The following is a 26,468-nucleotide window of genomic DNA, read 5'->3' on the forward strand; positions in this document are numbered from 1 at the left end:
ACATCGTGTTAATTAAAACCATAAACACCATAGGCGCCATTAAATTACCGGTGCCAATTCGGCCTTCCTCACAAATTGTAAGGGTAAGCTCTTTTAGGCTAAACGGGAAATATAACTACGGAGCTTAATTAAATGAGCACAACCGATGATTCTTACGTTGTACCCCATAACCCGTCTGCGGCGAAGCCAGTATCCCTGAAAGAAAAGTGGTGGCATATCATGGATTCCTGGAAAATCGGGATTATTCCATTGCCGCTGTTTGTCCTCTCGGGCGCGCTTATCGCCATTGATTGCCTGGGCGGCAAGCTGCCGAGCGATATCGTGGTCATGGTCGCCACGCTGGCGTTCTTCGGCTTCGCCTGCGGCGAGTTCGGTAAACGCCTGCCGGTGATAGGCAAAATGGGCGCGGCGGCTATCTGCGCGACGTTCATTCCTTCCGCGCTGGTCTATTACGGCTGGCTGCCGGATGTGGTGGTGGAGTCGACCACCAAATTCTACAAATCCACCAACATTCTCTATCTCTATATCTGCTGCATTATCGTCGGCAGCATCATGAGCATGAACCGCACCACGCTAATCCAGGGTTTTCTGCGTATTTTCTTCCCGATGCTGTGCGGTGAGGTTGTCGGGATGCTGGTGGGAATGGGCGTTGGTATCGCGCTCGGCATGGAGCCATTCCAGATCTTCTTCTTTCTGATCCTGCCTATCATGGCGGGCGGGGTGGGCGAAGGGGCTATCCCGCTTTCCATCGGTTACGCGACGCTGCTGCATATGGATCAGGGCGTGGCGCTGGGCCGCGTGCTGCCTATCGTCATGCTCGGCAGCCTCACTGCCATCATTATTGCCGGTTGCCTGAACCAGCTCGGCAAACGCTATCCGCACCTGACCGGCGAAGGCGAACTGATGCCGGATCGCGGCGACAAACCGCAGACCCAGACGCTGACCACCGCCTTTAGCGGCAAGGCGGACGTTACCACTATCGCCTCCGGCGCGCTGCTGGCGGTCCTGCTCTATATGCTCGGTATGCTCGGCCATAAGGTAATTGGCCTGCCCGCGCCAGTTGGCATGCTGTTTATCGCCGTCTTTATCAAGCTGGTGCACGGCGTCTCTCCCCGCCTGCTGGAAGGCTCGCAGGTGGTCTACAAATTCTTCCAGACCTCGGTGACCTACCCAATCCTCTTCGCCGTCGGCGTGGCCATCACCCCGTGGGAAGAGCTGATGCACGCCTTTACGCTCAATAACCTGCTGGTGATTGTCAGCACCGTGTCGGCGCTGGTGGCGACGGGCTTTTTCGTCGGCAAGAAAATCGGCATGCATCCGATTGATGTCGCCATCGTCTCCTGCTGCCAGAGCGGGCAGGGCGGCACCGGCGATGTCGCCATTCTCACCGCGGGCAACCGCATGACCTTAATGCCTTTCGCTCAGATTGCCACCCGCATCGGCGGCGCGATTAACGTCTCGCTCTCCCTGCTGGTGCTGGGCAATTTTCTCGTTTAATCATCAGGATACGCTGTTATGAAACTTGCGAGTTATCTTCATCAGGGCCGCCGCAGCTACGGCATTGTCACGGATAAAGGCGTGGTGGATCTTGGCTCCCGTCTCGGCGCGCGCTATGCGGATCTCAAAACGCTGCTGGCGCGGGACGCGCTGGACGACGCGCGCCGCCACGCCGCCGCGCCTGCTGATATCGCGCTTTGCGACGTGACGTTTTTGCCGGTCATCGAACAGCCGGAGAAGATCCTCTGCGTGGGCATGAATTACGCCGAGAAACGCAAAGAGTTTGACCAGCACAACCCGGCGCCGACGCTGTTTGTCCGCTTTCCGGATTCCCAGACCGGCCACAACGCGCCGGTGCTCAAGCCGCGCCACTCCAGCGAGTTTGATTACGAGGGGGAACTGGCGGTGATTATCGGGCGCGGGGGCGAAAACATCGCCCGCGAGGCGGCGCTCTCGCATGTGGCGGGTTACAGCTGCTACATGGATGGTTCGGCGCGCGACTGGCAACACACCTGGTTTACGGCGGGTAAAAACTGGCGGCAGACCGGCGCGTTCGGCCCGTGGATGACGACTGCCGACGAGATCCCCGACCCGCACCAGCTCGCGATCCGCACCTGGCTTAACGGGCGCATGGTGCAGGAGGACAACACCCGCAGCATGATCCATAGCGTGGCGGAGCTTATCGAATACATCAGCACGTTTACCCGCCTAAGCGCCGGCGATGTGATCATCACCGGCTCGCCGGGTGGCGTCGGTAAAAAACGCACGCCGCCGCTGTTCATGAAGCCGGGCGACAAAATCGAGGTGGAGATCGAGCGGATCGGTCATCTGTGCAATGTGATCGCCGAAGCGCCCGTCGCGCAACCGGCGCCCGCCCACTAAACGACGCCGGACGGACGTATGAGTACTCTGGAACTGGTCGCCGTGGCGCTCGCCCGCCAGCCGCAGGAGAAAACGCGCGTCGCCGCGTTTCTCGCCAGCCATCAGCTGGGGATGGATGAGGACGTCACGCATGTCGTTATCGCGTTCGCACAAGGCGACATCGCGGGCTGCGCCGGGCTTGCGGGCAACATCATTAAAGGCGTGGCGGTGGATGAGCGCTGGCGCGGCGAAAACCTCAGCGCGCGCCTGCTGGTGGAGGTCGAAAACCTGGCGATAAGCCTCGGCCACTTTCATCTGTTCCTTTGCACGCGTCCGTCTAACCTGGAGCGCTTTCGACGCTGCGGTTTCTGGCCGCTCGCGCAGTGCGATGACGTCGCCGCGCTTCTTGAAAACACGCCCTCCGGCATCCGCCGTTACTGCCAGCAGCTTGGCAGACTGAAACAGCCCGGCGAGCGCATCGGCGCGGTCGTGATGAACGCCAACCCGTTTACGCTCGGCCACCGTTTCCTGGCCGAACAGGCGGCGAGGGAAAGCGACTGGCTGCATCTCTTTGTGGTGCGCGAAGACGCGTCGTTTTTCCCTTACCGCGAACGGCTTGCGATGGTGCGGGCGGGCGTCGCGCATCTGCCGAACGTCACGGTGCATGAAGGCTCCGCGTATCTCATTTCACGCGCCACCTTTCCGGGCTATTTCCTCAAGGAGCGCGGGCTGGTGGATAAGGCCTGGAGCGGGCTGGATTTGCAAATTTTCCGCCGCTATATCGCGCCGGCGCTTGGCATTACCCGGCGCTTCGTCGGCAGCGAGCCGTTCTGCCCGGTCACACGTGCCTATAACCAGGCGATGCACGCGTGGCTTGAACACGCGCCGCTGAATGCCCCGCCGGTCAGCGTTATTGAAATTCCACGTCTGAGCCACGCGGCGGGCGAGGCCATCTCCGCATCCGAAGTGCGCCGCCTGCTCAGGGCGCAGCGTTTTGTTTCGATTCGCGAACGGGTGCCGGACAGCACTTACGCCCTTCTTGCGCAACGTTATCGCGCCGAAGTGGCCTGAATTCTTCTCTGACAGGACGACCGTAATGAAGATAGTCAAGGAGGCGCTGGCGGGAACCGCCGAGTCCAGCGACCTGATGGTAAAAATCGCCCCGGCGGCGGGCGAGCTGGAGATAGAAATCTACAGCGATGTGATAAAGCAATTCGGCGACCAGATCCGCCGCGTGGTGCGAGAGACGCTCGCCGCCCTGGAGGTGGATGAAGGGCTGGTGATTATTGAGGATAAAGGCGCGCTGGATTGCGTGATCCGCGCCCGGCTGCAAAGCGCCATTCTGCGTGCCTGCGAGGCGCAGCCGCTGCGCTGGGAGACGCTGAAATGAGCAAACTTCGCCGCAGTATGCTGTTTTTACCCGGCGCCAACGCCGCCATGCTCTCCACCGCGTTTATCTACCGCCCCGATTCCATCATGTTCGATCTCGAGGACGCCGTGGCGCTGCGCGAAAAAGACACCGCGCGCCTGCTGGTGTTTCACGCTCTGCAACACCCGATGTACCGGGATATTGAAACCGTGGTGCGCATCAATCCGCTCAGCACGTCGTTCGGGCTGGCCGATCTCGAAGCGGCGGTGCGCGCAGGCGTGGACGTGATCCGGTTGCCGAAAACCGACTCGCCTGAGGATATTGACGAGCTGGAAGGCCACCTGGCGCGCATTGAGCGTGAATGCGGGCGCGAGCCAGGCTCGACGCGCGTCATGGCGGCGATTGAGTCGGCGGTGGGCGTCATCAACGCCGTGGCGATTGCCCGCAGCTCGCCGCGGCTTATCGGCATTGCGCTCGCGGCGTTCGACTATGTGATGGATATGCAGACCGAGCGCGGGGACGGTACCGAACTTTTCTACGCCCGCTGCGCGGTGCTCCATGCCGCGCGGGCGGCGGGGATCGACGCGTTCGACGTGGTGTGGTCTGACGTTAATGACGAAGCGGGTTTTTTAAAAGAGGTGGAACTCATCCGCAAGATGGGCTTTAACGGCAAATCGCTGATTAACCCGCGCCAGATAGATCTGCTGCATAACGCTTACGCGCCGACGCAGGAGGAAGTGGATTATGCCCGCCGCGTGATTGCCGCCGCAGAGGATGGCGAGCGCAACGGGCTTGGCGTGGTGTCGCTCAACGGCAAGATGATTGACGCGCCGATTATCAACCATGCGCAGGTGGTGCTGGAACGCGCAGCCGCCTCCGGCGTGCGCCGTTAAGGAGAGAACCATGAATCAGACAGAACTTCTGCATTTACAGTTTCCGCATCTGCGCGACCTGGCGCCGTTCGACACCGCGCATACCGCCACGCCGTGGCTGGCGGACAACGAGTGTAAACACACCCGCAAGCTGTGCGCGTCGCTGGAAGAGGCGGTGCGCAAAACCGGTCTGCGTGACGGCATGACGATTTCTTTCCACCACGCGTTTCGTGAAGGCGACCGGGTGATTAACCAGGTAGTGGCGACACTCGCGCAGATGGGGTTTAAAAATCTGACGCTGGCGTCCAGTTCGCTGATGACCTGTAACGATCCGCTTATTGAGCATATCCGCAGCGGTGTTATCACGCGGATTTACACTTCCGGGATGCGCGGCAAACTCGCGGAGGCGGTCTCCCACGGGCTGATGGCCGAGCCGGTGCAGATCCACTCCCACGGCGGGCGCGTCAGGCTGTTGCAGGACGGCGAGCTTGCGATAGACGTGGCGTTTCTCGGCGTGCCGTGCAGCGATGAATATGGCAATGCCAACGGCAGTCACGGGAAATCCTGCTGCGGCTCGCTTGGCTACGCGATGGTGGACGCGCAGTTCGCCCGCAACGTGGTGCTGTTGACCGAAACGCTGGTGCCTTACCCGAACATGCCCGCGAGCCTGTCTCAGGATCGGGTGGATTTTGTCGTGCCGGTGGAGAGCGTGGGCGACCCGGCGAAAATCAGCGTGGGGGCGGCGCGCGTGACCAGCAACCCGCGCGAGCTGATGATTGCCCGCTACGCCGCGGATGTCATCGAACACGCCGGCTATTTCAACGATGGCTTCTCAATCCAGACCGGCTCCGGCGCGGCCTCCACCGCCTGCACACGTTTTCTTGGCGAGAAAATGGCGCGCTGTGGCGTGAAGGCGCGTTTTGCGCTCGGCGGCATTACCGGCAGCCTGGTGGAGCTGCATGAAAAAGGGCTGATCGACGTGTTGCTCGACACCCAGTGTTTTGACAGCCAGGCGGCGGCGTCACTGGCCCGCAATCCCAAACACATCGAAATCTCCACCAACGTTTACGCAAGCCCTGCCAGTAAAGCGGCCTGCTGCGACAAGCTCGATATGGTTATCCTGAGCGCGCTGGAAATTGACGTCGGGTTTAACGTCAACGTGTTAACCGGCTCCGATGGTGTGATGCGCGGCGCGTCCGGCGGTCACTGCGACGTAGCTGCGGCGGCGAATCTTACCATCGTGGTGGCGCCGCTGTTACGCAGCCGTATTCCCACGGTCGTCAAACGCGTCACTACCCGCCTGACGCCGGGCGAAAGTATTGATGTGCTGGTCACCGATCACGGCATTGCGGTCAATCCCGCGCGGCCGGAGGTGCGCGAACGGCTGGTCGCGGCGGGGCTTAACGTTGTTGATATCCACGCGCTGTGCGAACGCGCCGTGGCCATCGCCGGCGAGCCGAAACCGATTGAATTTACCGACCGCATCGTCGGCGTGGTGCGCTACCGCGACGGCAGCGTCATCGACGTGGTGCGTCAGGTTAAGGAGTAAAGCATGGAACCCGATACGCCCGTTTATCCGGGCGTCACGCTTGAGGAACTGCTGGCGGCGAAAGAGACGCGCGCGGGCCGACAGCAGGCGTGGCTTGCCCGCTATGGCCTGCCGGTGATTTCGCTCTCGCTGGTGACCCCCGGCCCGGTGAAAGACAGCGTGCGCTATCGCAACGCGTTCGCCGTGGCGGTACAGGCCTGCGATCAGCTGCTCTGGCAGCATCGCTGGCCGTGGCGCGCGCGCGAGGTGTTTCACGCCCGCACCGGCCCGACGGCGCTCTGGAGCGTCGCGCACCCGGCGAGCGAAATCAAAGCGCTATGTGTGGAGCTTGAGCAGACGCACCCGCTCGGCAGGGTATGGGATTTCGACATTCACTGCCCGCAGGCGGGCCAGGTGGGGCGCGCGTCGCTTGACCGTCCGGGGCGGCGCTGTCTGCTGTGCGACGAACCGGCTCACGCCTGCGCCCGTTCGCGCCGTCATCCGCGGGATGCGGTGGTCGGGCGCGTGGAGAAGATGATCGATGACTGGTTTGCCCGCGACTGACCCGCGCCCGGCGCGCGTGCCTGATGTGCCGTCGCTCGCTGTGGCGGCGCTGTACGCCGAACTGAATCTGACGCCAAAGCCCGGGCTGGTGGATTGCGCCAACAGCGGCGCGCACGAGGATATGGATCATGCGCTGTTTGTCGCGAGCATCAAGGCGATCGCGCCCTGGCTGCGGGTGTTTTATGCGCAGGGCGCGCAGGACGCCGGGCATCCGGAAAGCGATATGCTGCGGCGTTTACGTCCGACGGGGCTCGCCTGCGAACAGGCGATGTTCAGCGCCACGGGCGGCGTGAATACGCATAAGGGCGGGATTTTCTCGCTCGGCCTGTTGTGTGCCGCCGCAGGCAGGCTGGCGGCGCAGGGCGAGCCGCTGTCGGCAGCCACGCTCTGCATGACGGTGAGCGTGATGGCCTGCGGCATCGTGGCGCGCGAACTGGCCCACGGACGACGGGCCGCGACGGCGGGCGAGCGCCTGTATCGTCAGTTTGGCCTGACCGGCGCGCGCGGCGAGGCGGAAAGCGGCTTTGCAACGGTAAGACGCCACGTTTTGCCGTTCTGGCAGCACGCACCGGGAGACAAGGTACTGCATCAGGCTCTGCTGCGGCTGATGGCAGTCAATCCGGATACGAATCTGGTCTCTCGCGGCGGGCTTGAGGGGCTGCGTTACGTGCAGGAGTACGCGAGTGGTCTGCTGGCGTGCGGCTGGGATAACAGGGCGCTGCGGGCGATGGACAAGGCGTTGATCGCGCGTCGTCTCAGCCCCGGCGGCAGCGCGGATTTGCTGGCGGTGAGCTGGCTGCTGGCAGCGTTGCCTGGATGATGTTGCGTAGAGGGTTTTTTTGCCAAAAGGCGCTTACCCGCCCTACGACAGGGGCTGTATTTTTGTGGGGCGCGTAAGCAACGCGCGGTAAAACGAAAGAGCAGGGGAAGCGCAGCGCCTCTCACCACGAGCGGCGCTGCGCCATTGTCGCGTTATTTGCGACGGTAGCTCTTCTGCGCGGTATTCACCTTGTAGAGATACCGGCGTGATTCCGAGGACGGATGGCGAGTGGTAAGCGTCTCGTAGACCTCTCCTGGCGACATGCGGTTAATGATATTCACCGCCTGATCTTTATCGCTGGAGAACACGCGTAACACGCTGCCCGCGCCGCCGTTGTAGGCGGTTATCACGGCGTAACGACGCGAGGTCGGGTTGGCGATACCGCCCAGGTAGACATTGTCGAGCATCGCGAGATATGCGGTGCCGGTGTCAATATTGCTCTGCGGATCGAACAGGTAGCTGCGGCTCGGCGTACCCCATTTTCCCTGCGAGCGGAACACATCCTTACCGGCGCTGTGTTGCACCACCTGCATCAGCCCGAGCGCGTCGGCATGGCTCACCGCATACGGGTTGAACGACGATTCGGTCTGCATAATCGCGAGGATCAGCGATTCATCGACGCCATATTTGCGCGACGCCTGACGCACCATGCCAATATATTTATGGGCGCGTTTATCGAGGTGGTTCGGCACCAGGTTGATGGTCACGCTGTAGATAATGCGCAGGCCGTTGCTGCGGCTCTTAAGGCGCGTTTGCAGCAGGTAGTCGGCGAATTTCGACGCGCGGCCTTCCCAGCGGATCGGCTGGCCGGTGTTGTCCACCACCTGGCCGTAGAGGAACGGCTCGCGGGAGATCTGAATATCGTTAACGTCAGAGTAGAGATCGATAGAGCCCGGATCGTCGCCCATAAGCAGCGTCGTGATGATCGCCTGACGCAGGCGCGCCGCCGGTTCGGTTCCGGCGATCGTCTCTACCGTAATGGTACCGTCGTCGAAGTTAATGTGGCTGCGAGTCTGATACTGATCGGTATATTTCACGTAGTCCTTCGGACCCGCGATTAAAACTTCGTTAAATCCCCAGATGTTTTCAATGTTATGGGCAAACTGACCCATCAGAATGTCAAACCCGTTGGTGTCCTTAATCCAGGCCTCGTTATAGGCGTTTTCAGCGTTTTTTTTACTGGAACAGGAGATGAGCAACGGCGCAATCAACGCGAGCGCAAATATTTTTTTCATCATTCCGGGTGTGCTGTTGGGTTAAGTGAAAGGGCCAGAGGCCCTTACTGTTGTTCCGGCGGCGTGTAGCCTTCGATATGCACTTCTTTGCCTTCAAACAGGAAGTTCACCATCTCCTGCTCCAGCAGCTTGCGATGCTCAGGGTTCATCATGTTGAGTTTTTTCTCGTTGATAAGCATGGTTTGCTTCTGCTGCCACTGCGCCCAGGCTTCTTTAGAGATTTCGCTATAGATACGCTTACCCAGTTCGCCCGGATAGAGCTGGAAATCCTGGCCTTCGGCGTCGCGCTGAAGGAAGGTACAAAAAATGGTTCTGCTCATCATTAATCCTCATGAATGGCGCGAGCGGGGCGGGACGCCACCGGCTCTGCGCGCACTTGCTGTAACAGGCGCTCAACGGGAGCGGCAAGGCCCACCGCTGGCGGCTGGGCTAAGTTATACCAGAGACCTGCCGCTTCATCCATGCAGGCGGCGGTCTGCTGCACGCCAAGCCACATCGGCACAATATCCAGATGGAAATGGCTGAAGGTGTGGCGAAACGCGGTAAGCTGCGTCAGGTCGTCGGCGGCAATACCGCGAGCGTGCAGCCACTCGCGCAGCGCGGTTTCGCTGTCAAACTGCGGAAAACAGTACAGGCCGCCCCACAGCCCCACCGGCGGGCGCTGCTGTAACAGCAACGCCTCCTCATGCTGGAGCAGCAGAAAATAGCCGGTTTTTTCCGGCAGCGTCTGCCTGGGCTTTTTGCCGGGATATTTCGCATAGCTGTGATGCGCATACGCCTCGCAGCCGGTATTGAGCGGGCAGATCTCGCATTTCGGCTTCGAGCGGGTGCACACCATCGCGCCAAGGTCCATCATCGCCTGGTTAAAACGCGCGACGCCTTCAGCCGGGGTGACCGTCTCGCTAATTTTCCACAGGCGGTTTTCCACCTCTTTTTTCCCGGGCCAGCCTTCGACCGCGTAACAGCGCGCCAGCACGCGTTTCACATTGCCGTCGAGGATCGGAAAGTGTTTGCCAAGCGATAACGAAAGCACCGCGCCGGCGGTCGAACGACCGACGCCTGGCAGCGCCGCCACGTCTTCAAAGGTTTCGGGGAATTTGCCACCGTGCAGCGTTGCCACCTGCTGCGCCGCTTTATGTAAATTGCGGGCGCGGGCGTAATAGCCAAGACCAGTCCAGAGGTGCAGCACGTCGTCGAGCGGCGCGTTGGCCAGCGCCGTGACGTCAGGAAAGCGCGCCATAAAGCGCTCAAAATAGGGAATAACCGTCGTAACCTGCGTTTGTTGCAGCATCACTTCCGAGAGCCATACTTTGTAAGGGGTTTTTTCCTGCTGCCAGGGGAGGGTTTTGCGCCCATATTTGTCGTACCAGTCGAGCACCTGGCGGGAGAACTGCTGTGCCTGCATCATTAACGCGTGGCTTCCGGCTTGAAGAAATCAGGGGCTGTGATTCCAGCACAGGCCCCGCGGGCTGTAAACAGGAACTTTCCTGTGCTTGCATCGGGCAACTATCTTTGGATAATGCCCGTTTCCCGAACCACTACTCAAACAGACTAATCGCCATGAATAACGACGTCATTTCACCGGAATTTGATGAAAACGGTCGCCCGCTGCGCCGTATTCGCAGCTTCGTCCGCCGCCAGGGGCGCCTGACCAAAGGGCAGCAGCACGCGCTGGACCACTACTGGCCGGTGATGGGCGTTGAATACACCGCAGAGCCGCTGGATTTCGTCGCGCTGTTTGGCCGCGACGCGCCGGTCACCCTGGAAATCGGCTTCGGCATGGGCTCATCGCTTGTGGAAATGGCGAAAACCAACCCGCAGCAGAATTTTTTAGGCATTGAAGTGCACTCGCCGGGCGTGGGCGCCTGCCTGAGCGCCGCCCATGACGAGGGCGTCGAAAATCTGCGCGTGATGTGTCATGACGCGGTAGAGGTGCTGGAGAAAATGATCCCTGACGGCTCGCTGCATATGGTGCAGCTCTTCTTCCCGGATCCGTGGCACAAAGCGCGTCACAACAAGCGCCGCATCGTGCAGGCGCCGTTCGCGGAGCTGGTGCTGCGCAAATTGCAGCCCGGCGGCGTGTTCCATATGGCGACCGACTGGGAACCTTATGCCGAACATATGCTCGAAGTAATGTCCTCGGTGGAAGGTTATGAGAACCTGTCCCAGACTCAGGATTATGTACCGCGCCCGGCTTCGCGCCCGGTAACCAAATTTGAACAGCGTGGCCATCGTCTTGGTCACGGCGTATGGGACTTAATGTTCGGGAGAGTAAAATAATGGCGAAGAACCGTAGCCGTCGTCTGCGTAAAAAGATGCATATCGACGAATTCCAGGAGTTGGGTTTTACGGTGACCTGGCGTTTCCCGCAGGGCGCCACGGATGAGCAGATCAATACCACGGTTGATGAGCTGATCAGCGAGGCTATCGAGCCGAACGGTCTGGCCTTTGGCGGCAGCGGCAACCAGGCCTGGGAAGGGCTGGTGTTCCGTCAGCAGATCGGTAAGTGCACCGATGAAGACCGCGACGTGGTGCGCAAATGGCTGGAAGCGCGCGGCATGACGGATGTCCAGGTCAGTGAACTGGTCGACATCTGGTGGGATTAAGTGAAAAAAACGGGTCGGTTCTGCCGACCCGTTGGCATTTCAGGAGCGAGTATGATGCGTAAAGCGCTGCTGGGCGTATTGCTGGTGACGGCGATGCAGGCCCAGGCGGAATACAAATGCAGCGTCACGCCGCGCGACGACGTGGTGCTCAAGCCCCAGACCGTTCAGGTGGTGGGCGAAAACGGCGATCTGGTGATCGGCCCGGATGGCGCGGTGAAGTTTAACGGCAAGGCCGTCACGCTCTCCGCCGCTCAGCGTCAGCAGGCGCTCGACTATCAAAAAGCGCTGCGCGCCACGCTGCCGTGGGTCGATCAGGGCGCGCTGTCGCGCGTCGAGAAAGGCCGCGTCGCGCTGGATAAAATCATCGCTAAAGAGGTCGGCGAAAACAGCAGCATGCGCGGACGCCTGACCAAACTTGATGCCCAGCTGAAAACGCAGATGAACCGGATCATCGAACATCGCGACGACGGGCTGACGTTTCACTATAAAGCCATCGATCAGGTACGCGCTGATGGCCAGCAACTGGTGAATCAGGCGATGGGCGGCATCCTCCAGGACAGCATCAACGAAATGGGCGCCAAAGCGGTGCTGAAAGGCGGCGGCAACCCGCTGGAAGGCGTGCTCGGGAGCCTGGGCGGCCTGCAAACCGCGATTCAAAACGAATGGAAAAACCAGGAAGCGGATTTCCAGCAGTTCGGTCGCGAAGTCTGCACCCGCACCATTCAGCTTGAAGAGCAGCGCCAGGCGCTGGTCGGCAGCTTCAATTAAGCCTGAACGGGAGCCCGGCTCCCGTTCTGTTTTACGGCGCGCCCCCTCTCCAGATACATTCCGTTACACAGAATCACAATCGCTTCCTCTTTGTCTTACTTTTTATCACTACGCTCTACGGGTGACTTCATAACCGGCGGGGATGCAGATGAAACGGGATATTTCAGCAGGAAGCCTTATTTCTCTCTTGTTGCTCGCCATCATTACCCTTAATGTCGCGGTGCTCTGGACGCAAAATTATTCGCCCGCAAGCGACGCCGCGAGCGCGTCGGCGAACGGCTGTGCGCCATCGGCGTTTGGCGTGGCGTATTGCGACGGCGAGCCGCTGTCAGGGCTCGGTGCCACGCCCGGCGGCCCGCTGCCCGGTGAGCCGCCGCTGCACCTCGCCCGCAATGCGCAGCCGCTCTTTTCCCCTGCGCAGATTGCGCTTTATCGCGACGCGCCCCCTGACCTTGAGCGCCTGGATTTTCCCTATGACTTCCCCGAAGACGCTCCCTGGATGGAGGATGAGGGGGAGGGTGCCTGGTAATCAAAAATCGGTGCCTGACGCAGAGTGTTTCTGAACACGCCTCGCAGCGTGTTCGCGCCGTTCAGCACGTCTCCTGAAAAACGCGCATAGTGCGCGCAAAGGTCTGTCGGTGCCGCGCGCTGGCGGATTGTCCTTGTGTGTATCGGTGTGTATATTAATCAGGCCAGGAGGGCGGATGAGATCCAGCGAGCTTATCAGGCGGCTACAGACGGCGGGTTGTGAATGCGTCAGGCACAACGGCGGCAGTCATCAGATCTGGTGGTCGCCGTTGACCGGTAAAACATTTCCGGTGCCGCACCCGAAAAAGGATCTGCCGCCCGGCACGTTGAACGCCATTCTGAAAATGGCCGGACTGAAATCGTAAAACGCGGGAGGCGCACATGTTTTTTTCTGTAGGCGTTGAGACGCCCGACAGTGACGCTATGGCGTGGGGCATCGTGGTGCCCGCGCTGTGTAATGAAGCGTTTGGGTGTTATTCAGCGGCGGACGATCGCGCGAACATTGCGACGGCGGCGCGCGAGGCGATTCTGCTGGTGCTGGAGGAGATGATCCGCAGCGGTAAGTACCGCGCAGAGACGATCGCGGATGCGGGGCATCTTGTCTATGCCGCGCATCCGGATTATCGCGCTTACGATAGCTGGTTTGCGATCGAGGTCGATCTTAGCGGGCTCGAAGGGCGTCAGCAGCGGATTAATATCACGCTGCCGGATACGCTTATCCAGCGCATCGACAACCGGGTAAAAGCGAGCGCCGGACGATACCGGGACCGCAGCCACTTTCTGGCGCAGGCGGCGCGCCACGAATTACGCGAAGAATAAACGCCTGCCGGGCGGCAGGCGTATAACGGCTTTCCTCAGGGGCGAAGGGAAAATCAGGCTTAACGTTCCTTCGGCGCAAGCGCCGCGAAGGCGGCGCGGATCTCCTCTTCAGGCAGACGCGCGCCGATAAACACCAGCGTGCTGCGCGGTGTTTCGCCAGGTGCCCATTCGCGGTCCCAGTCGGCGCTGTAAAGACGCTGAACGCCCTGAAACAGCAGGCGGCGCGGCTCGTTCTCAATAAATAACATTCCCTTGTAGCGCATGAGATTCTCATTGAAGCGCAGCAGCAACCCTTCCATAACGCGGGAAATCGCATCGAGCGCGACCGGGTAGTCGAAGCTCACCACGATGGAGGCGATATCGGTTTGCGTCGGGGCGGCGAAGTGAAAACGCGGCGCGGGCTCGACGATGCGCTCTTCCAGCATAAAGCCCTGGGTGTCGAAAATGAGCCGCAGGTCAACCTCGCCATGCACGACGCGATGCACCGGCGCGCGGGCGTTAATGCGCCGCAGGCGGGCCAGCAGGGCGTCGTCTTCGCCTGCGATATCGGTTTTGGTCAGCAGAATGCGGTCGGCGTAGCCGATTTGCGACTGCGCGAGCGCGTAGCGATCCATCTGCTGCCCGGCGTGGACCGCGTCCACCAGCGTTATTACGCCATCCAGCAGATAGCGCTCGCAGATGGTTTCATGAGAGAAAAATGCCTGCACAATCGGGCCGGGGTCGGCCATGCCGGTACATTCGATAATCACCCGGTCGAACGTCGACGCGCCGCTGTCCCGCAGCGCCAGCAAATCGAGCAGCGTCGTTTCAAGCTCCTGCGAACGCGTACAGCAGATACAGCCGTTGCTTAACGTCTTTACCTGGGTGGCGCGGTTGCCGAGAAGTTCGCTGTCGATGGGCGTTTCGCCGAATTCGTTTTCAATGACTGCGATTTTGTAGCCGTGCTCAGCTTCCAGAATATGACGCAGCAGCGTGGTTTTTCCGGCGCCAAGAAAGCCGGTTAACAGCGTGACCGCAACGGGTTGCATTTTTACCTCCGCAAATTGTCAGCAGCAGCGCATGCCGCCTTCACCGCTTCCGCCGTAGCGCGCGTCCTGGCGCTCGCGGAAGAACTCGTCGTAGGTCATGTACGGTTTATCCGGATGGTTGGTTTTCATATGCTCAACGTAGTTGTCATAGTCCGGAATGCCGATCAGCATTTTCGCCGCCTGACCCAGATATTTTTTCGCCTGCCCTAAGTTACCAAACATGATGTTGTCCAGACAGAAAAAGTCCGGTGGCGTGATGCGCGCCGGGACTTTAGATGGTGTCGATGTCAGGCGGGTGCGCTTCGCGCACCCGCCGTTTACAAACCGCATTCCCCTTACATCAATGGTGTGATGTGGTTTTCACGCCGCCTTCCGGTACCGGCACGTAAGGGGTTTCTCTGGCGATGGGCTGCGGCGAGCGGCGCGCTTTCATCACGGTGCGAATGCCGTAGAAAATGATGCTGTACACCACCACCAGGAACAGGATGCTCAGGCCCGCATTGGTGTAGTTGTTAATAACGATATGGTGCATATTGGCAATCTGCTGTTCGGTCAGCTCAGCGCCGCCCGCGGCGATCCGCGCTTTGTACTCATTCGCCATGTAGAAGAAGCCTTCCATCTGCGGGTTGTCGCTAAAAAGCTTCATCCCGAGCGCCCAGGTGGTGCAGATAAGCAGCCACACCGCCGGCACCATTGTCACCCAGACGTAGCGGGTGCGCTTCATCTTCACCAGCACCACGGTTGCCAGCACCAGCGCCACGGCGGCCAGCATCTGGTTAGAGATGCCGAACAGCGGCCACAGGCTTTTCACGCCGCCAAGCGGGTCCACCACGCCCTGATAGAGCAGATAGCCCCACAGGCCGACGCACCCCGCAGTGCCGACGATACCGGCCACCAGCGAATCGGTTTTCTTCAGGAATGGCACGAAGTTGCCCACGAGATCCTGGAACATAAAGCGGCCGGAACGCGTACCGGCGTCCAGCGCAGTCAGGATAAACAGCGCCTCGAACAGAATGCCGAAGTGATACCAGAAGCCCATATCCGCCGCGGGCAAGATTTTGTGGAACACATGCGCGATACCGACCGCGAGCGTTGGCGCGCCGCCTGCGCGGTTGAGCACCGACGGCTCGCCGATATCTTTGGCGGTCTGCATGATCTGCTCAGGCGTTATCACAAAGCCCCAGGCGCTTACGGTCGCCGCCGCGTGCGCGGAGACATCTTTCAGCTGCGCCAGAATCAGGGGCGCATTGCCGGTGCCGAGCTCATGCAGGTTCGGCATGGTGATGCCAAGCCCGGCGGGCGGGGTGTTCATTGCGAAATAGAGACCCGGCTCAATGATAGACGCGGCCACCAGCGCCATGACGGCGACGAATGACTCCATCAGCATCGCGCCATAGCCGATAAAGCGCGCGTCGGTTTCGTTCGCCAGCAGCTTCGGCGTGGTGCCTGAGGCGATAAGCGCATGGAAGCCGGAAACCGCGCCGCAGGCGATGGTGATAAACAGGAACGGGAACAGCGCGCCTTTCCACAGCGGCCCGGTGCCGTCGATGTACTGCGTCACCGCAGGCATTTTCAGTTCCGGGTTCAGGATAACGATGCCAATGGCGAGGCCGACAATGACGCCGATTTTCAGGAAGGTCGCCAGATAGTCGCGCGGGGCCAGGATCAGCCACACCGGCAGCAGGGCGGAGACAAACGCATAGCCCACCAGCGCGTAAGTGATGGTAGTGTCTTTAAAGGTCAGCGCCGGGCCCCAGTACGGGTCGGCTGCGATCACGCCGCCAAACCAGATAGACGCCACCAGCAGCACCACGCCGATCACCGAGACTTCGCCCACGCGGCCGGGGCGTAAAAAGCGCATATAGATGCCCATAAACAGCGCGATCGGCACTGTCGAACAGACGGTAAAGACGCCCCATGGGCTCTCCGCCAGCGCTTTCACGACGATCAGCGCCAGCACCGCCAGGATAATAATCATGATAAGGAAGCAGCCAAACAGCGCGATGGTGCCCGGCACCGGGCCCATCTCCTCTTTTATCATCTCGCCGAGCGAGGCGCCGTTACGGCGCGAGGAGATAAACAGCACCATAAAATCCTGCACCGCGCCCGCCAGCACGACGCCGGCGAGCAGCCATAGCGTGCCGGGCAGATAGCCCATCTGTGCGGCCAGCACCGGCCCGACCAGCGGGCCCGCGCCTGCAATCGCGGCAAAATGGTGGCCGAACAACACGTAGCGGTTGGTCGGCACATAGTTCAGCCCGTCGTTATTCATCACCGCCGGCGTCGCGCGCGTCGGGTCGAGTTTCATGACGCGGCTGGCGATATAAAAGCTGTAGTAGCGGTAAGCGACCAGGTAGACGGAGACGGACGCCACTACAATCCACAAGGCGCTGACGCTCTCGCCGCGGCGTAGCGCCACCACGGCAAGGCAAAAGGCCCCGATCACGCCAAGAAGCGCCCAGGGCAGGTGTTTCATTACTGTTTTTTTGTCCATATAAGACCTGCTTGTCAGACAGAGATAAAACCGCCTGTAACGACATCCATAACGTACAGGCGGCGGATAACCGGAAAGATCTAAACGCGCTCAATGATGACAAAACGCGCGAAATAGCGAGTGACGAAATGATTAAGCGGCGTGATTGCCGCCCTGAATGGTCATATAGCGGGGCGAGCGGTTAGCCGCGCTCACCAGGCGGCGGATTACTGTGAAGCATGTCACGCGCGCAGACGGCAGACATAACGCGCGAACAGCGCCAGCAGACATAGCGGCGCTGAAGAACGCTTCCGGCGGCATTGCTGGCGCAGGAAAGGCGTCGTAAGGCCAGGTAAAAGCAGCCTGCGTTTTTCAGGACGGCCAACTGGCGTCACGCAGATGCAAAGCGCATTGCGAGCACATAAATAATCAGGGGATAAACATCCTTGCCAAAAATATGGCTGGTTTCGCAGGGCAATTATTCGCCCTGGCTTAACAGTTATACATGATATATCTTTACGTGCACGTCACAATCTCAGTGTGATACCCGTATCACCATCAACAGGGGTGAACGACGCCGCCATCTCGAATTTCCCCTGAAATAAAGGGCTTAGTTAAGCTTCACTAAATACCTATTTAGCCTTGTTAAATTAACAAGGTTGCTGGCAAAAAAATTCCAAAAAATAAAAGCGGATAAATATCAATCCGTTAAAAAAGGCGGTGAAGGCTGCATTGCGCCTGCAACAAAAATTTGCGTTAAAAGGAAATTTGAAAATGTGTGTATTGCTCATAAGTCATTGTGCTTAAGTTTCTACTTTTACAGTTTATTAAGGTGGCGATACGCTTTTTTTGAACGGGTATGGGGTATTACCGATATGTATTTATTACAAGCTTAATAAAACTCATTGAATTTTTTTGAACGCTGTGTCGGGCCTGCTCTCGCTAAAGAATCATTCTTTCACTGACGATAAACAATTAACAATTTTTATCATTCCAGATTGATGGTGATTGCAATGGCTTTAGTGACGTCGTTTGGCGAGAAAGTGAATAACCTCAGCGTCGGCAAAAAACTGACGTCGAGCTTTATTATTGTTTTAGTGATTATGCTGCTGATTGCGGGCGCCGGGATATACGGCTTCCGGCAGGTGGATGAGAACTCCCGGAAGGAAACGCTCACCGTCAGCATCGTAACGGCCCTTAACGAAGCGCGTATCAACCGTACGCTGTTTCAGCTGACCAGCGATGAAAAATATGCCGAGCTGAACGCGCAGGCGCTGCGTCAGGTCGAGGCCCAGCTGGCTACGCTCGCAGAATTTAATATGGATACCGAGGGGCGCACCCGGCTGGTTGCCATGCAGACGGATCTGCAAAACTATCTGCGCGCGCGCGATAAATACATTCAGACGCTGCGTCAGCGCAACACGCTCGCGGCCGATCTTCACGCGCAGTGGCCGTCGCAGTTTATCGAGCAGGCCTCTGCGTTCAGCGAACAGGCTGACGCCAGCCCGCAGGCGGCGATGCTGGCTGCACGGCTTGCGGCGAAAGCGCAGCAGGCGCAGAGCGTCATCGACGCGCTGGTGACGCGTGGCGATCGCGAGACGCTGGATCAACTCAACGGCATCCTGAGCACGATTGACGCGACCGCCGCGCTGCTGGCCTCCGCCACCCGCGATGCGCCGCTCTCCTGGCTGCCCGCGCTGGCCGATCAAACCCGGATGCTGCATAGCAGCGCCGCGCTGTTTGCTTCCGCTTTCGCGGACCAGCAGACGCAGTCGACCACGCTCAGCGCCGCCGCAGGCGAGCTAAACCAGACTGTGAACGACTTCCATGAGTTTCGTAAAATGCGCATGGCGAAATCCATCAGCCATGTCGAAACGCTGATGGTGACGGGCACGCTGGCTGGTGTGCTGTTCGGGCTGCTTATCGCTGCGTTTATTACCCGCAATATTACCCGTCCGCTACGCGAGACGCTGGATGTGGCCAAACGCATCGCGCAGGGCGATCTGACCGTGACGGTCTCCTCGACGCGTCGCGACGAGCCGGGTCTGCTGATGCAGGCGGTCGGCACCATGAACGACAGCCTGAAAAGCATCATTACCCGCGTGCGCCACGGTGTGGATAACGTCTCGCGCGCTTCGTCGGAAATCGCCGCCGGGAATATCGACCTCTCCTCACGCACCGAGGAGCAGTCTGCCGCCGTCGTGCAGACCGCCGCCAGCATGGAAGAGCTGACGTCTACCGTGAAAGAGACCGCCGGCAACGCGCAGCAGGCGAGCATGCTGGCCGCGCAGGCCTCCACCAATGCCGACCGGGGCGGGAAAGTGGTGAACGAGGTTGTGGAGACGATGCGCAACATCCAGGCGAGCTCCGGGAAAATCGCTGACATCATTAGCGTCATCAACGGCATCGCCTTCCAGACCAACATCCTGGCGCTGAATGCCGCGGTGGAAGCGGCGCGTGCCGGTGAACAGGGGCGCGGGTTCGCGGTGGTGGCGGGCGAAGTGCGCACGCTGGCAAGCCGTAGCGCCACGGCCGCCAAAGAGATAGGCGCGCTGATCACCGAGGCCAACCAGCGTGTGGAAAACGGCGCGCAGCTGGTGGCGAGCGCGGGCGAGGCGATGGAAGATATCGTCGGCTCGGTCGCAAAGGTGCGTGAGATTATGGATGAGATCGCCCGCGCCTGTACCGAACAGAGCCGCGGTATCGCCCAGATTGGCCAGGCGATGTCGGAAATGGATACCACCACCCAGCAGAACGCCGCGCTGGTGGAAGAGTCGTCGGCCGCCGCCTCGTCGCTTGAAGAGCAGGCGCGCGAGCTGGAGCAGATGGTCGCCGTGTTTAACGTCGGCAGCGGTGCGTCTCAGCGCACGAAGCCCGTCGTCGCGCCGATCGTTGTAAGCGACATGTCCGCCCCGAAAAAGCTCGCCGTCGCGGGCGGCCAGGGCGACTGGGAACACTTTTAAGCGTTAGCCCTGCAATATTCTTACCCCGGCTTGCCGGGGTTTTTTATTCTGGCGCCCGGTAAGCGAATCGGTCAGGCATTTGCGCCTGGGTTGCTATACTCTCTGGGTTGCGGCGCGTATTGCGCTTCCGTTTCCCGGCAACAGGACGTTTCCTTCCACCGGGCCCAGGAGAAATTATGACGGTGCTGTATAACGTGGCGATCGTGTTGCTGACGGTCGCCGTCATGGAAATCGTGGCGACGCTGACGCACAAATATGTCATGCATGGCTGGGGATGGGGCTGGCATCTGTCCCACCATACGCCGCGTAAAGGCTGGTTTGAAGTTAATGACCTCTATGCCGTGGTGTTTGCCGGCGTGGCGATAGCGCTTATCGCCCTCGGCGCGGGCGGCCACTGGCCGCTGCAATGGATTGGTGCGGGGATGACGCTCTACGGCGCGCTCTACTTTATTGTCCATGACGGGCTGGTGCATCAGCGCTGGCCGTTTCGCTATGTGCCGCGCCGGGGTTACCTGAAGCGGCTCTATATGGCGCACCGGCTGCACCACGCGGTACGTGGCCGCGAAGGCTGCGTCTCTTTTGGTTTTCTCTACGCGCCGCCGGTCGCTAAGCTGCAGGCGGTGTTGCGTGAGCGTAACGGTCGTCCTGCGCGGGCGGACGCTGCCAGAGCATCGCAGGGCGGGGCGTCGACGTCGCGCCGCGAGAGCTGACGGCCATCGCCGCGCCTTTCGCCAGCAGGGCCAGCTTCTCCGCCTTGCTGGTGCCCTGACGCGTCTCCCAGGCGTTCGCGCCTGCGCGTTTCACCTTCACGCCGATTTCCCGGTACACCCAATGCGCGGTGGCGATAGCCCAGGCGCTGCGTAGCGGCAGCCCGGCGAGCCCGGCGCGCGCCGAGGCGTAGTAAGGCTCCGCTTCATCCACAAGCCTGGCGGCAAGGCGCGCAAGGGCAGGGCGATGTTCGCGCGCCGCCAGCGTCTCGCGGCGCAGTCCTTCCTGTATCAGCCATTCGTCCGGCAGATAGCAGCGCCCGATGGCGGCATCCTCAACGAGATCCCGGGCAATGTTGGTGAGCTGAAACGCGAGGCCCAGATCGCAGGCGCGATCCAGTACCGCCTCGTCGCGCACGCCCATCACGCGCGCCATCATCAGCCCCACCACGCCCGCGACGTGATAGCAGTAGCGCAGCGTGTCGTCAAAGGTGTGATAGCGGACGTCGCGTACGTCCATCGCAAAGCCTTCCAGATGATCGAGCGCCAGCGACGGCGGGATCTGGTGGCGTAACGCCACCTCCTGGAACGCGGCGAAATTCGGCTCAGTCATCGGCGTGCCTGCGTAAGCCTCAAGCGTCAGCGCGCGAAGCCGGGCGATGCGCGCCTGCGGGCTGTCGGTGGGCGCGTCCGGCGCGTGAAAACCGAGCGTCTGGCCGTCGGTAACGTCATCACAGTGGCGGCACCAGGCGTAAAGCATTAGCGCGCTGCGACGCGTATCGGCATCGAACAGTTTTGAGGCGGTGGCGAAGCTTTTCGAGCCCGCTTCGATGGTTTCGGTCGCGTGCGTCAGCAGCGGCTTATCATTCATGCGCGCCCCTCCAGCATCAGCCCGGCGGTGGCTTTCGCCGAGCCGATAACGCCCGGAATGCCCGCGCCAGGGTGCGTGCCCGCGCCGACCAGATAGAGGTTGTCGATACGGCTGTCGCGGTTATGCGGGCGGAACCAGGCGCTCTGGGTGAGGATAGGCTCTACCGAGAACGCCGAACCCTGATACGCGCCGAGCTGGTCGCGGAAATCAAACGGCGTGAACATCCGGTGCGTCACCAGCTGGTCGCGCAGGCCCGGCATGTAGTGCTGCTCAAGGTATTCGAAGATGCGGTCGCGCAGGCGCGGACCTTCGATATTCCAGTCGAGATCCGCCGTACCGAGATGCGGCACCGGCGCCAGCACGTAATAGCTGCCGCAGCCCGGCGGGGCGAGAGAGGGATCGGTCACGCACGGGGCATGGAGATAGAGCGAGAAATCCTCCGCCAGCGTGTCGCGGTTGAAGATATCGTCAATCAGTTCTTTGTAGCGCGGCCCGAAGCAGACGGTGTGGTGCGCCAGCTGGCTGTGATGATGATTCAGCCCGAAGTAGAGCACGAACAGCGAGTTGCTCATGCGTTTGCGGCGCAGCGACGCCGCCTGCGCCACGCCGCGCGGGTGGTGGCCCAGCAGGTTATTGTAGGTATGCACCACGTCGGCGTTGGAGGCGACGGCGCTGGCGGCAATGCGTCGCCCGTCCGCCAGCGTGACGCCGCAGATTTTATCGCCCTGGGTCTCAAGGCGCGTCACCTGCGCGTTCAGTTCGGTCTCGCCGCCCAGATCGGTAAACAGTTTCACCAGCCCCTGCACCAGCGCGCCGGTGCCGCCGCGCGCGAACCAGACGCCCCACTGGCGCTCCAGCGCGTGGATAAGCGTATAAATGGAGGAGGTTGCGAACGGGTTGCCGCCGACCAGCAGCGAATGGAAAGAGAACGCCTGGCGCAGATGCTCGTCTTCAATGTATTTCGACACCATGCCATAGACGCTGCGCCACGCCTGCAAACGCGCCAGCTGCGGCCCGGCGCGCAACATATCGCGAAACGAGAGAAACGGCACCGCGCCAAGCTTCAGATAGCCTTCCTTAAACACCGCCTGCGAATAGGCCAGAAACTGTTGGTAGCCTTCGACGTCGCGCGGGTTAAAGCGTGCGATCTGCGCCTCAAGGCTCGCCTGATCGTTATCGTAATCAAAGACCTGGCCGTTCTCCCAGCAGAGACGGTAAAACGGCGTGACGGGTAAGAGCTCGACGTAATCGGCAATGTTTTTACCGGCAAGCGTAAACAACTCTTCGATGGCGGAAGGATCGGTGATAACGGTCGGGCCGGCGTCAAAGGTAAACCCCTGGTCTTCATAGACATACGCCCGCCCGCCATGCTTATCGCGCTGCTCCAGCAGTAACGTGGGAACGCCCGCCGCCTGTAAGCGGATAGCCAGGGCCAGGCCGCCAAAGCCGGACCCGATAACAACAGTTTTAGTCATGATGAAAAGCTCGCAGCCGGGGTGTTTGCTTCAGGACGGCCTGCAGGGCTTCGCCCACCGGAACCGGTGGTTTGCCCGTCAATAGCCGCGTCATATCCAGAGGGGTCAGTCGCCCGGCGTAAAACCGGCCGATAAGCCCCGCGTTAAGTCCATAAAAGCGCTGCATCACCTGCCAGCGTTGGTCCGGTTTCCCGGCCAGAAACAGCATCCGGTTCAGCAGCCGGAAAAAGCGCTGACGCCGCCACTGGCGCTGCGCGTAGCCCGCCGTCAGCGCATATAACGCCTGCGGCGTCGCGGGCGGTTGCGACGCGATAAGATCGGCAAGCGCCGCCGCGTGCGGCAGCGAATAGCCGGTGGTCGCGTGAAACAGCCCGGCGCGCAGGCCGCAGCGCGCAATGCCCTGCGCCTCCTGCCAGAACGCCTGCGGCTCGCCGGTAAGCGTAATCGGCAGGTTGCCGCGCTCCTCGCGCTCAAGGGTCATTAATCGCCAGCCCTGCGCGCGGGCATAGTCGGCGATGTTCACCCGCGCGCGGTCAGGATCGAGCGTCGCGTTGTCGATATAGTGCGTATCTTCAATCAGCAGCGTGTCGGGCGTGAGCGGCAGCGTGTAGACAAACCGGTAGCCGCCCTGCTGCGCCACGGTGGCGTCCATCAGGACAGGACGCGTCAGGCCGTGAGGCGCGGCGAGCTGCCACTGCTGCCCGAGAAACGCCTGCTGGCCGACGGTCAGGTGCGGGCTTGCGCGCCAGCCGCGACCATCGATAACCGCACGGGCATGCAGTGTGCGCCCGTCCGCCAGCGTGACGGACTGCGGCGTGAGCTGCGCCACCGGCGCGTTGCGCCAGAGGTTTTCGCCAAGCGTCGTATGCAGAACGTCAGCGAACCGCTCCGACGTCACGCTGTAGTAGCCGCCGTCGAGCGTGCGCTTAAGCGCCGGGAAGCGTACGTCGTAGCCGTCCCAGCGATGCGCCACCAGCGGTGTGAGCCAGGCGTGCTGCGCCGGCGTGATATCGTCGCCATGAAACGACCAGGTATGGTTGCCGCCAGGCGCGTCGTCCGCCTCCAGCAGCAGCACGTTCAACGCCGGTTGCAGCGCGCGCAGACGCAGGGCGATAAGCCCGTTTGCGAGGCCGCCGCCTGCAAGTATCAGATCCCATGCGGTCGTCATGGCCGGGCCTGCGCGATGACGGGGCGCCGCTCTTGTAGCGCCTGTTCGGTGACCTGCGCCGCCCGCGTCGCGCCGCCCGCCTGCGCCAGCGCGCGCTGCATCGCGGCGAGGCGCGTGCGGCAACTGGCGTCGCCAAGCAGCGCCTGCAACTGGCGGGTAAACGCGCGACGTCCGGCGAAGCGGGAGACGCGCCGCCCGATGCCGCAATACTCCACGCGCGCCGCCACGCCGGGCTGATCGAACGCCAGGGGCACCACCAGCAGCGGCGTGGCGCTGGCGACGGCGTCCATCACGGTATTGAGCCCACCGTGAGTAATGACGGCATGCGACTGGCTGAGCGCCAGCGGCTGATCGGTAAACGCGGTCACCCGCGTCGCGCCGCAGGTTTCAAGCTTTGCCGCCTGCGCAGGGTTAAGCCCGCCGCAGTGCGCCACCAGCAACTCGGCGCCCGCGTCGCGACAGGCGCGGGCGATAGTGCGAAACAGCCCGTAGCGGTGCCCCTGGAGCGTGCCGAGCGAGGCGAAAACGCGCGGGCGCGCCGCATCCGGCAATGGCTCTGACACTGTCGGCTGCGGCGGACGTAGCGGGCCGACGGCATGAAAACAGGCGGGCAGCGAATGGCGCGGAAAATCGAGCGCGCCGAGCGTCTGGCTAATCTGCGCCAGCGGCGAGAGGCAGTCATGCAGGCCGTGGCGGGGCGCGAGCCCGAAGCGTTGCGCGTGATGTGCGATCACGGCGCCGTGGCGGCGCATCAGCCAGTCATGTACCTGCTGGCTGGCATGATAAATCTTGCGGGCGCGCGGCGTCTGCGCGTAGCGAAACGGCATGACCGGCAGCGGCAGCCCAGGCTCGCGGTTGACCGGCAGCGCGCAGGCGACCGAGACAAACGGCAGGCCGAGCGCCTCGGCGACAATGCCGCCTGCGGCTTCCATCTGGTCGACAATCAGGCCATCGATGCCAAGCCGCGTCAGCGCGTCGGGCAGCTCCCGGCACAGCATGTCAGTGGTGCGCGCCAGATCGTGAATCAGGCTTAAAATCGCCGGGCCGCCAGGATGCGCGGTCAGGCGTAACGTGCGGGCGAGGCTGCCGGGCGGGTGGCTCTGCTCGCCGACCGGGTAAAAGCCGATGCGCGGATCGTCAAGCAGCGTGCGCGCCTCCGCCTGCTGAATAAAAGTGATGCGATGACCGCGCGCGAGAAGTTCCTGCGCGAGGGCCTGCATGGCGTGAACGTGACTGTAAAGCGGGGGCGTGATGACGGCGTAGTGGCTCATTCCTCATCCCCGGCGCGAACCAGACGGGCGTCTTTCAGCGCGCTGAGGCTGGCGCTGCCGGTACAGAAACAGGCGACCCGTAACTGTTCGATAACCACCGCGAAATGCGCCAGAACCGCGCTGGTGGACGTCGTGGCGCTGCCAAGCACCGCCGCAGCCTGACCGACCAGACTCGCGCCCATCGCGATCGCTTTGGCGGCGTCAATGCCATCGCGAATACCGCCGGAGGCGATAAGCGGCATCGTCGGAAGCGCCTGATGCAACTGGCGCAGCGCCTGCGCGGTGGGAATGCCCCAGCCTGCGAAAGCCATCGCCACGTTGCGCGCATGCGCGCTGGCGGCGCGTTCGCCTTCCACCGCCGCCCAGCTGGTGCCGCCTGCGCCCGCGACATCCAGCATCGCGACGCCGGCGTCGGCGAGCTGGCGCGCCACGGGTACGGAGATCCCGGCGCCCACTTCTTTCACCACCACCGGCACGGGCAGGGCGCGCACAACGCGCGCAATGGCCGCCAGCACGCCGCGCCAGTCGCGGTCACCGCCGGTCTGGAGCGCCTCCTGGAGCGGGTTGAGATGGATAATGAGCGCGTCTGCCTCCACCATCTCGACGGCGCGCCGGGCGTAATCCAGCCCCTGCGCGCTGCTGATCTGCGCGGCCCCGAGATTCGCCAACAGCGGGATATCCGGCGCGTACCGGCGAAGCTCGCCGGTCAACCCCCAGTTATCGTCACTCTCCAGCGCCACGCGCTGCGAACCGACACCCATCGCCAGCCCAAGCGCCTGCGCCGCCTCGGCCAGGTGCCGGTTGATATCGCTCGCACGGCGCGCGCCGCCGGTCATCGAGCTAATCAGTAACGGCGCTTTCATTGGGCGGCCAAACAGGCGAGTGCTGAGGTCGATATCGTCAAGCGAGAGCTCCGGCAGGGCGCAGTGCTCGAAACGCCACTGCTCAAAACCAGTGCGCGTCGTCTGTTTCGCGCGCTCCGGGTGCAGCACGATATCCAGATGATCGTTCTTGCGTTGGCTCAGTTCCTTGTCCTTCATTCATA

At 61.4% G+C, this 26,468-nt stretch carries 27 protein-coding genes; 16 read left to right on the top strand and 11 right to left on the bottom strand.

The window, feature by feature from the left end; all coding sequences use genetic code 11:
* The first annotated feature begins 132 nt into the window (after nt 1-132).
* The 8 genes from BJP61_RS04345 to citG are packed head-to-tail and all read left to right on the top strand — an operon-like array spanning nt 133 to nt 7,511.
* Complete coding sequence (locus BJP61_RS04345) at nt 133-1,497, top strand: 2-hydroxycarboxylate transporter family protein (RefSeq protein ID WP_038867764.1); 1,365 nt, start codon at nt 133-135, stop codon at nt 1,495-1,497.
* Between the two features lie 18 nt (nt 1,498-1,515).
* The gene (locus BJP61_RS04350) at nt 1,516-2,379 is read left to right on the top strand and encodes a fumarylacetoacetate hydrolase family protein (protein WP_171997879.1); all 864 of its coding nucleotides are present in this window, start codon (nt 1,516-1,518) and stop codon (nt 2,377-2,379) included.
* 18 nt (nt 2,380-2,397) lie between these two features.
* Nucleotides 2,398-3,429 carry a [citrate (pro-3S)-lyase] ligase gene (gene citC / locus BJP61_RS04355; RefSeq protein WP_171997880.1) on the top strand — a complete coding sequence of 344 codons (1,032 nt, stop codon included), beginning with the start codon at nt 2,398-2,400 and terminating at the stop codon, nt 3,427-3,429.
* 25 nt (nt 3,430-3,454) lie between these two features.
* Nucleotides 3,455-3,748: a citrate lyase acyl carrier protein gene (gene citD, locus BJP61_RS04360; protein WP_038867770.1), complete on the top strand. Its 294-nt coding sequence runs from the start codon at nt 3,455-3,457 to the stop codon at nt 3,746-3,748.
* Nucleotides 3,745-4,620, top strand: a complete 876-nt coding sequence (citE, locus tag BJP61_RS04365) for a citrate (pro-3S)-lyase subunit beta (RefSeq protein WP_075193822.1) — start codon at nt 3,745-3,747, stop codon at nt 4,618-4,620. The genes citD and citE overlap by 4 nt, the downstream gene beginning before the upstream one ends.
* Before the next feature lie 10 nt (nt 4,621-4,630).
* Nucleotides 4,631-6,148: a citrate lyase subunit alpha gene (gene citF, locus BJP61_RS04370; RefSeq protein WP_171997881.1), complete on the top strand. Its 1,518-nt coding sequence runs from the start codon at nt 4,631-4,633 to the stop codon at nt 6,146-6,148.
* A gap of 3 nt (nt 6,149-6,151) precedes the next feature.
* Nucleotides 6,152-6,691: a citrate lyase holo-[acyl-carrier protein] synthase gene (citX, locus tag BJP61_RS04375; protein WP_038867776.1), complete on the top strand. Its 540-nt coding sequence runs from the start codon at nt 6,152-6,154 to the stop codon at nt 6,689-6,691.
* The gene (gene citG / locus BJP61_RS04380) at nt 6,669-7,511 is read left to right on the top strand and encodes a triphosphoribosyl-dephospho-CoA synthase CitG (RefSeq protein WP_171997882.1); all 843 of its coding nucleotides are present in this window, start codon (nt 6,669-6,671) and stop codon (nt 7,509-7,511) included. The genes citX and citG overlap by 23 nt, the downstream gene beginning before the upstream one ends.
* A gap of 152 nt (nt 7,512-7,663) precedes the next feature.
* On the opposite strand, the gene mltC is transcribed toward citG, so the two are convergent.
* The 3 genes from mltC to mutY are packed head-to-tail and all read right to left on the bottom strand — an operon-like array spanning nt 7,664 to nt 10,151.
* Nucleotides 7,664-8,746 carry a membrane-bound lytic murein transglycosylase MltC gene (gene mltC, locus BJP61_RS04385; RefSeq protein WP_038867780.1) on the bottom strand — a complete coding sequence of 361 codons (1,083 nt, stop codon included), beginning with the start codon at nt 8,744-8,746 and terminating at the stop codon, nt 7,664-7,666.
* A 44-nt stretch (nt 8,747-8,790) separates the two neighbouring features.
* Nucleotides 8,791-9,066: an oxidative damage protection protein gene (locus BJP61_RS04390; RefSeq protein WP_038868359.1), complete on the bottom strand. Its 276-nt coding sequence runs from the start codon at nt 9,064-9,066 to the stop codon at nt 8,791-8,793.
* Between the two features lie 2 nt (nt 9,067-9,068).
* Nucleotides 9,069-10,151, bottom strand: a complete 1,083-nt coding sequence (gene mutY / locus BJP61_RS04395; protein WP_171999239.1) for an A/G-specific adenine glycosylase — start codon at nt 10,149-10,151, stop codon at nt 9,069-9,071.
* Between the two features lie 155 nt (nt 10,152-10,306).
* On the opposite strand from mutY, the gene trmB reads away from it, so the two are divergent.
* The 6 genes from trmB to BJP61_RS04425 all read left to right on the top strand — a co-directional run bounded on the left by trmB (nt 10,307) and on the right by BJP61_RS04425 (nt 13,467).
* The gene (trmB, locus tag BJP61_RS04400) at nt 10,307-11,026 is read left to right on the top strand and encodes a tRNA (guanosine(46)-N7)-methyltransferase TrmB (RefSeq protein ID WP_038867785.1); all 720 of its coding nucleotides are present in this window, start codon (nt 10,307-10,309) and stop codon (nt 11,024-11,026) included.
* The gene (locus BJP61_RS04405) at nt 11,026-11,352 is read left to right on the top strand and encodes a YggL family protein (protein WP_038867788.1); all 327 of its coding nucleotides are present in this window, start codon (nt 11,026-11,028) and stop codon (nt 11,350-11,352) included. Before trmB ends, BJP61_RS04405 begins: the two co-directional genes overlap by 1 nt.
* A gap of 51 nt (nt 11,353-11,403) precedes the next feature.
* Nucleotides 11,404-12,120, top strand: coding sequence for a DUF2884 domain-containing protein (locus BJP61_RS04410; protein WP_038867790.1), 717 nt, complete (start codon nt 11,404-11,406; stop codon nt 12,118-12,120).
* A gap of 148 nt (nt 12,121-12,268) precedes the next feature.
* Nucleotides 12,269-12,649: a hypothetical protein gene (locus BJP61_RS04415; RefSeq protein WP_171997883.1), complete on the top strand. Its 381-nt coding sequence runs from the start codon at nt 12,269-12,271 to the stop codon at nt 12,647-12,649.
* Between the two features lie 175 nt (nt 12,650-12,824).
* Nucleotides 12,825-13,013, top strand: a complete 189-nt coding sequence (locus BJP61_RS04420) for a type II toxin-antitoxin system HicA family toxin (protein ID WP_171997884.1) — start codon at nt 12,825-12,827, stop codon at nt 13,011-13,013.
* Between the two features lie 16 nt (nt 13,014-13,029).
* On the top strand, nt 13,030-13,467 hold the full coding sequence (locus tag BJP61_RS04425) for a type II toxin-antitoxin system HicB family antitoxin (RefSeq protein WP_038867794.1): 438 nt from the start codon (nt 13,030-13,032) through the stop codon (nt 13,465-13,467).
* 59 nt (nt 13,468-13,526) lie between these two features.
* Here the strand turns inward: BJP61_RS04425 and yjiA are convergent, their stop codons facing one another.
* The 3 genes from yjiA to BJP61_RS04440 all read right to left on the bottom strand — a co-directional run bounded on the left by yjiA (nt 13,527) and on the right by BJP61_RS04440 (nt 16,989).
* Nucleotides 13,527-14,495 (bottom strand): GTPase, encoded by a 969-nt coding sequence (gene yjiA / locus BJP61_RS04430; protein WP_171997885.1) that lies wholly within the window; start codon nt 14,493-14,495, stop codon nt 13,527-13,529.
* 18 nt (nt 14,496-14,513) lie between these two features.
* Nucleotides 14,514-14,717, bottom strand: a complete 204-nt coding sequence (locus BJP61_RS04435) for a YbdD/YjiX family protein (RefSeq protein WP_038867797.1) — start codon at nt 14,715-14,717, stop codon at nt 14,514-14,516.
* Between the two features lie 118 nt (nt 14,718-14,835).
* On the bottom strand, nt 14,836-16,989 hold the full coding sequence (locus tag BJP61_RS04440; RefSeq protein WP_161579540.1) for a carbon starvation CstA family protein: 2,154 nt from the start codon (nt 16,987-16,989) through the stop codon (nt 14,836-14,838).
* 992 nt (nt 16,990-17,981) lie between these two features.
* Here BJP61_RS04440 and BJP61_RS21800 point away from each other — a divergent pair.
* Nucleotides 17,982-19,931, top strand: a complete 1,950-nt coding sequence (locus BJP61_RS21800) for a methyl-accepting chemotaxis protein (RefSeq protein ID WP_275940623.1) — start codon at nt 17,982-17,984, stop codon at nt 19,929-19,931.
* Nucleotides 19,932-20,107: 176 nt separating this feature from the next.
* On the top strand, nt 20,108-20,641 hold the full coding sequence (locus BJP61_RS04450; protein WP_075193830.1) for a sterol desaturase family protein: 534 nt from the start codon (nt 20,108-20,110) through the stop codon (nt 20,639-20,641).
* On the opposite strand, the gene crtB is transcribed toward BJP61_RS04450, so the two are convergent.
* From crtB to fni, 5 genes are read right to left on the bottom strand one after another with little or no spacing between them, the layout of a single operon-like run.
* A complete protein-coding gene (crtB, locus tag BJP61_RS04455) occupies nt 20,538-21,509 on the bottom strand; it encodes a 15-cis-phytoene synthase CrtB (protein ID WP_171997886.1) in 972 nt (323 codons plus the stop codon). The genes BJP61_RS04450 and crtB overlap by 104 nt on opposite strands.
* Nucleotides 21,506-22,984 carry a phytoene desaturase gene (locus BJP61_RS04460; RefSeq protein ID WP_171997887.1) on the bottom strand — a complete coding sequence of 493 codons (1,479 nt, stop codon included), beginning with the start codon at nt 22,982-22,984 and terminating at the stop codon, nt 21,506-21,508. Before BJP61_RS04460 ends, crtB begins: the two co-directional genes overlap by 4 nt.
* Entirely contained in the window at nt 22,977-24,152 is a 1,176-nt protein-coding gene (gene crtY / locus BJP61_RS04465) for a lycopene beta-cyclase CrtY (protein WP_171997888.1), read from the bottom strand. The genes BJP61_RS04460 and crtY overlap by 8 nt, the downstream gene beginning before the upstream one ends.
* Nucleotides 24,149-25,423, bottom strand: coding sequence for a glycosyltransferase (locus BJP61_RS04470; RefSeq protein ID WP_171997889.1), 1,275 nt, complete (start codon nt 25,421-25,423; stop codon nt 24,149-24,151). The genes crtY and BJP61_RS04470 overlap by 4 nt, the downstream gene beginning before the upstream one ends.
* Nucleotides 25,420-26,463: a type 2 isopentenyl-diphosphate Delta-isomerase gene (gene fni / locus BJP61_RS04475; protein WP_171997890.1), complete on the bottom strand. Its 1,044-nt coding sequence runs from the start codon at nt 26,461-26,463 to the stop codon at nt 25,420-25,422. The genes BJP61_RS04470 and fni overlap by 4 nt, the downstream gene beginning before the upstream one ends.
* Nucleotides 26,464-26,468: the final 5 nt, after the last annotated feature.

The organism is Cronobacter sp. JZ38 (assembly GCF_008932145.1).
GTDB lineage: Bacteria > Pseudomonadota > Gammaproteobacteria > Enterobacterales > Enterobacteriaceae > Cronobacter > Cronobacter muytjensii.

Excerpts from the sequence above, each read along its gene's own strand:
- BJP61_RS04345 (WP_038867764.1), top strand. The coding sequence starts at position 133 with ATGAGCACAACCGATGATTCTTACGTTGTACCCCATAACCCGTCTGCG.
- BJP61_RS04350 (WP_171997879.1), top strand. The coding sequence starts at position 1,516 with ATGAAACTTGCGAGTTATCTTCATCAGGGCCGCCGCAGCTACGGCATT.
- citC (WP_171997880.1), top strand. The coding sequence starts at position 2,398 with ATGAGTACTCTGGAACTGGTCGCCGTGGCGCTCGCCCGCCAGCCGCAG.
- citD (WP_038867770.1), top strand. The coding sequence starts at position 3,455 with ATGAAGATAGTCAAGGAGGCGCTGGCGGGAACCGCCGAGTCCAGCGAC.
- citE (WP_075193822.1), top strand. The coding sequence starts at position 3,745 with ATGAGCAAACTTCGCCGCAGTATGCTGTTTTTACCCGGCGCCAACGCC.
- citF (WP_171997881.1), top strand. The coding sequence starts at position 4,631 with ATGAATCAGACAGAACTTCTGCATTTACAGTTTCCGCATCTGCGCGAC.
- citX (WP_038867776.1), top strand. The coding sequence starts at position 6,152 with ATGGAACCCGATACGCCCGTTTATCCGGGCGTCACGCTTGAGGAACTG.
- citG (WP_171997882.1), top strand. The coding sequence starts at position 6,669 with ATGACTGGTTTGCCCGCGACTGACCCGCGCCCGGCGCGCGTGCCTGAT.
- mltC (WP_038867780.1), bottom strand. The coding sequence starts at position 8,746 with ATGAAAAAAATATTTGCGCTCGCGTTGATTGCGCCGTTGCTCATCTCC.
- BJP61_RS04390 (WP_038868359.1), bottom strand. The coding sequence starts at position 9,066 with ATGAGCAGAACCATTTTTTGTACCTTCCTTCAGCGCGACGCCGAAGGC.
- mutY (WP_171999239.1), bottom strand. The coding sequence starts at position 10,151 with ATGCAGGCACAGCAGTTCTCCCGCCAGGTGCTCGACTGGTACGACAAA.
- trmB (WP_038867785.1), top strand. The coding sequence starts at position 10,307 with ATGAATAACGACGTCATTTCACCGGAATTTGATGAAAACGGTCGCCCG.
- BJP61_RS04405 (WP_038867788.1), top strand. The coding sequence starts at position 11,026 with ATGGCGAAGAACCGTAGCCGTCGTCTGCGTAAAAAGATGCATATCGAC.
- BJP61_RS04410 (WP_038867790.1), top strand. The coding sequence starts at position 11,404 with ATGATGCGTAAAGCGCTGCTGGGCGTATTGCTGGTGACGGCGATGCAG.
- BJP61_RS04415 (WP_171997883.1), top strand. The coding sequence starts at position 12,269 with ATGAAACGGGATATTTCAGCAGGAAGCCTTATTTCTCTCTTGTTGCTC.
- BJP61_RS04420 (WP_171997884.1), top strand. The coding sequence starts at position 12,825 with ATGAGATCCAGCGAGCTTATCAGGCGGCTACAGACGGCGGGTTGTGAA.
- BJP61_RS04425 (WP_038867794.1), top strand. The coding sequence starts at position 13,030 with ATGTTTTTTTCTGTAGGCGTTGAGACGCCCGACAGTGACGCTATGGCG.
- yjiA (WP_171997885.1), bottom strand. The coding sequence starts at position 14,495 with ATGCAACCCGTTGCGGTCACGCTGTTAACCGGCTTTCTTGGCGCCGGA.
- BJP61_RS04435 (WP_038867797.1), bottom strand. The coding sequence starts at position 14,717 with ATGTTTGGTAACTTAGGGCAGGCGAAAAAATATCTGGGTCAGGCGGCG.
- BJP61_RS04440 (WP_161579540.1), bottom strand. The coding sequence starts at position 16,989 with ATGGACAAAAAAACAGTAATGAAACACCTGCCCTGGGCGCTTCTTGGC.
- BJP61_RS21800 (WP_275940623.1), top strand. The coding sequence starts at position 17,982 with ATGGCTTTAGTGACGTCGTTTGGCGAGAAAGTGAATAACCTCAGCGTC.
- BJP61_RS04450 (WP_075193830.1), top strand. The coding sequence starts at position 20,108 with ATGACGGTGCTGTATAACGTGGCGATCGTGTTGCTGACGGTCGCCGTC.
- crtB (WP_171997886.1), bottom strand. The coding sequence starts at position 21,509 with ATGAATGATAAGCCGCTGCTGACGCACGCGACCGAAACCATCGAAGCG.
- BJP61_RS04460 (WP_171997887.1), bottom strand. The coding sequence starts at position 22,984 with ATGACTAAAACTGTTGTTATCGGGTCCGGCTTTGGCGGCCTGGCCCTG.
- crtY (WP_171997888.1), bottom strand. The coding sequence starts at position 24,152 with ATGACGACCGCATGGGATCTGATACTTGCAGGCGGCGGCCTCGCAAAC.
- BJP61_RS04470 (WP_171997889.1), bottom strand. The coding sequence starts at position 25,423 with ATGAGCCACTACGCCGTCATCACGCCCCCGCTTTACAGTCACGTTCAC.
- fni (WP_171997890.1), bottom strand. The coding sequence starts at position 26,463 with ATGAAGGACAAGGAACTGAGCCAACGCAAGAACGATCATCTGGATATC.